1 protein-coding gene is annotated in these 3,817 nt (G+C 75.2%); it reads left to right on the top strand.

Going from position 1 to position 3,817, the window contains the following annotated elements:
• The coding region (locus tag AB0O29_RS34505; RefSeq protein ID WP_365159968.1) for a beta-ketoacyl synthase N-terminal-like domain-containing protein at window positions 1-3,817 on the top strand (3,817 nt) is incomplete at both ends.

Below are 3,817 nucleotides of genomic sequence, written 5' to 3'. Positions count from 1 at the left end.
CTGCCCGGCCTGGCCCTGGCCTGGGGCCTGTGGGCCGGGGTCGGCGGCATGGGCGACACCCTCTCCGACGAGGACGTCGAACGCATCGGCCGCTCCGGCGTACAGGTCCTCACCGTCGACCAGGGCCTCGCCCTCTTCGACGCCGCCCTCGCCACCGAAGAGCCCCTCCTCGTCCCCGTCCCCCTCGACCTGCCCACCCTCCGCGCCCGCGACCAGGTCCCCGCCCTGCTCCGCACCCTCGTCGGCACCACCCGGCGGCGCGGTGTCGCGGCGGCGGCCGCCGGTACGGGGTCCTCCCTCGGGGACCGGCTGGCGGCGCTGGGCCGGGCCGAACAGCGGGCCCACCTGCTGGACCTCGTCTGCACGCGGGCCGCGGCGGTCCTCGGGCACGGCGCGGGCGGTGCGGTGGACTCCGGGCGGGCCTTCCGCGAGCTGGGCTTCGACTCCCTGACGGCGGTCGAGTTCCGCAACCTGCTGATGGCCGAGACCGGCGTCCGGCTGTCCTCGACGGTGGTCTTCGACCACCCCAACCCGGCCGCCCTCGCCGAGTTCCTGCGGACCGAACTGGTCGGCGAGGACGGCGACGGGGAGGCGGCCGCCCCGGTGGCGGCCGCCGACGACGAGCCGATCGCGATCATCGGCATGAGCTGCCGCTACCCGGGCGGCGTCGAAACCCCCGAGGACCTGTGGCGGCTGGTGGCCTCCGGCGAGGACGGCGTCTCCGGCTTCCCGGAGAACCGCGGCTGGGACCTCGACGCCCTCTACCACCCCGACCCCGAGCACCGGGGCACCTCGTACACCCGCGAGGGCGGCTTCCTGCACGACGTCGCCGAGTTCGACGCGGAGTTCTTCGGGATCTCCCCGCGCGAGGCCCTCGCCATGGACCCGCAGCAGCGGCTGCTGCTCCAGGCCACCTGGGAGGCCTTCGAGCGGGCCGGGATCGACCCCAAGGCGATGAAGGGCTCCCGTACGGGCGTCTTCGCCGGGCTGATGTACCGCGACTACCTGACGCGGCTCTCCTCGATCCCGCAGGAGCTGGAGGGCTTCCGCGGCACCGCCAGCAGCGGCAGCGTGGCCTCGGGCCGCGTCTCGTACCTGTTCGGTCTGGAGGGCCCGGCGGTCACCGTGGACACCGCCTGCTCCTCCTCGCTGGTCGCGCTGCACCTCGCCGCGCAGGCCCTGCGGCGCGGGGAGTGCACGATGGCCCTCGCGGGCGGTGTGACGGTGATGTCCTCGGCGGGCACCTTCGTGGAGTTCAGCCGCCAGCGCGGGCTGGCCCCCGACGGCCGCTGCAAGTCCTTCGCGGACGGCGCGGACGGCACCGGCTGGGGCGAGGGCGTCGGGATGCTCCTCGTGGAGCGGCTCTCGGACGCCGTGCGCAACGGACACCCGGTACTGGCCGTCGTCCGCGGCTCCGCCGTCAACCAGGACGGCGCGAGCAACGGCCTGACCGCCCCCAACGGGCCCTCCCAGCAGCGCGTCATCCGCCAGGCCCTCGACTCCGCCGGACTCACCACCGCCGACGTCGACGCCGTCGAAGCCCACGGCACCGGCACCAAGCTCGGCGACCCCATCGAGGCCCAGGCCCTCCTCGCCACCTACGGCCAGGACCGCGAGGGCGGCGAGCCGCTGTGGCTCGGCTCGGTGAAGTCCAACCTGGGCCACACGCAGGCCGCCGCCGGTGTCGCCAGCATCATCAAGATGGTGCAGGCCATGCGGCACGGGGTGCTCCCGCGCACCCTGCACGTCGACTCCCCCTCGTCCCAGGTCGACTGGTCGGCGGGCGCCGTGGAGCTGCTGACCGAGGACCGGGCCTGGCCCGAGACCGGCCGCGCGCGCCGCGCGGGGGTGTCCTCGTTCGGGATCAGCGGGACCAACGCCCACGTCATCCTGGAACAAGCCCCCGAGCGGGAGCCGGCCGCCGGGGCTGCCGGGCAGCCCCTCGCGGACGGCGCGCTGGTGCCGTGGATGCTCTCGGGCCGTTCGGCCGAGGCCCTGCGGGCGCAGGCCCAGCGCCTGCTGGCGCACGTCGAGGCGCGGCCCGAACTGGCCGTCGCCGACGTGGCGTACTCCCTGATGGGGCGGACCGAGATGGAACACCGGGCGGTGGTCGTGGGCCGGGACCGGGAGGAGATCCTGGGCGGCCTGCGCACGCTCGCCCGCGACGGGTCCTCCGCGACTGTCCCGTCCACGCCGGGCGGCCCGGCCGGCGGGCCCGCGGTGCTGTTCACCGGGCAGGGCAGCCAGCGGCCCGGAATGGGCCGCGAACTGTACGCAGCCTTCCCCGTGTTCGCCGCCGCCTTCGACGCCGTGTGCGCGGAACTCGGCGACGGGCTCAAGGAGGCCGTCTTCGGCGAGGACCCGGAGGCTCTCGACCGTACGGGGACCACGCAGCCGGCCCTGTTCGCCATCGAAGTCGCCCTGTACCGCCTCGTCGAGGCCTGGGGCGTCGTCCCGCGCTTCGTCGGCGGGCACTCGGTCGGTGAGATCGCCGCCGCACACGTCGCCGGGGTGCTGTCGCTGCGCGACGCAGCCACCCTGGTCACCGCACGCGGCAAGCTCATGGAAGCCCTCCCCGAGGGCGGGATCATGGTCTCCGTCCGGGCGGGCGAAGAGCGGGTGGTCCCGCTGCTGGTTCCGGGGGCGGCCATCGCGGCCGTCAACGGGCCCGAGGCCGTGGTGATCTCCGGGGCGAAGGAAGCCGTCGAGGGCGTGGTCGCGCTGCTCGCGGCCCAGGACGTCAAGTCCAAGGCCCTGCGCGTCAGCCACGCCTTCCACTCCCCGCTGATGGACCCGATGCTGGAGGAGTTCCGCACCGCCATCTCCGGCCTGGAGTTCCGGACGCCGAACATCCCCTTCGTCTCCGCCCTCACCGGCGGCCTCGTCACGGACGAGATCGCCCGCCCCGACTACTGGGTGAGCCACGTCCGCGAGGCCGTCCGCTTCCAGGACGCCGTCCGCACCCTGGAGGCCGAAGGCGCCTCCGTCCTCCTCGAACTGGGCCCGGACGCGGTCCTCACGGCCATGGCCCGCCCCTGCCTGACCGGCGAGGGCACCGCTCTCGTCCCCACCCTCCGCAGGGGCCGCGACGAGGCGGGGACGCTGACCACGGCGGTCTCCGATCTGCACCGCCACGGTGTCGACCTGGACTGGGAGGCCCTCTGCGGGATGTCCGTGGACTGGGACACCTTCTTCGCCGAGTCCGGTGCCTCCCGCGTCGACCTGCCCACGTACGCCTTCCAGCGGCAGCGGTTCTGGCTGGAGGACGCCGGGCAGGAGGCCGTGCGGGACGTGGTGTCGGTCGGCCTCAAGGCGGCCGGGCACCCGCTGCTCGGTGCCGCGATCGCCCTCCCCGACTCCGACGGGGTGATGTTCACCGGCCGGCTGACCGCCCGGGCGCAGGCCTGGCTCGGCGACCACCGGGTGATGGGCAGGCTCGTGGTGCCCGGCGCGGCCGTCGCGGAGCTCGCGGTGCGGGCCGGCGACGAGACCGGCTGCGGGTTCCTGGACGAGCTGACCCTCGAAGCCCCCCTCGTGCTGCCCGAGGACGGCGGCGTCCAGCTGCGCGTCCTGGTCGGCGAGGCGGCGGACGAGGGGCGGGGTCCGCGTCCCGTCACGGTGTACTCGCGGTCCGAGGACGCCCCCGAGGACACCCCGTGGACCCGGCACGCCACCGGTTCGGTGGCCGTGGCCGGCCCGGCCCCCGAGACGGGCCCGGCCGTGTGGCCGCCGGCCGGGGCCGAACGGCTCGACACGGAAGGGCTGTACGAGACGCTGGGCGCGGCCGGACTGGAGTACGGGCCGGTGTTCCAGGGCC

It is taken from the genome of Streptomyces sp. NPDC089915, from assembly GCF_040684675.1.
Lineage (GTDB): Bacteria > Actinomycetota > Actinomycetes > Streptomycetales > Streptomycetaceae > Streptomyces.
Note: the sequence above shows the minus strand (reverse complement) of the source record. Positions and strands in the feature narration are given on the sequence as shown.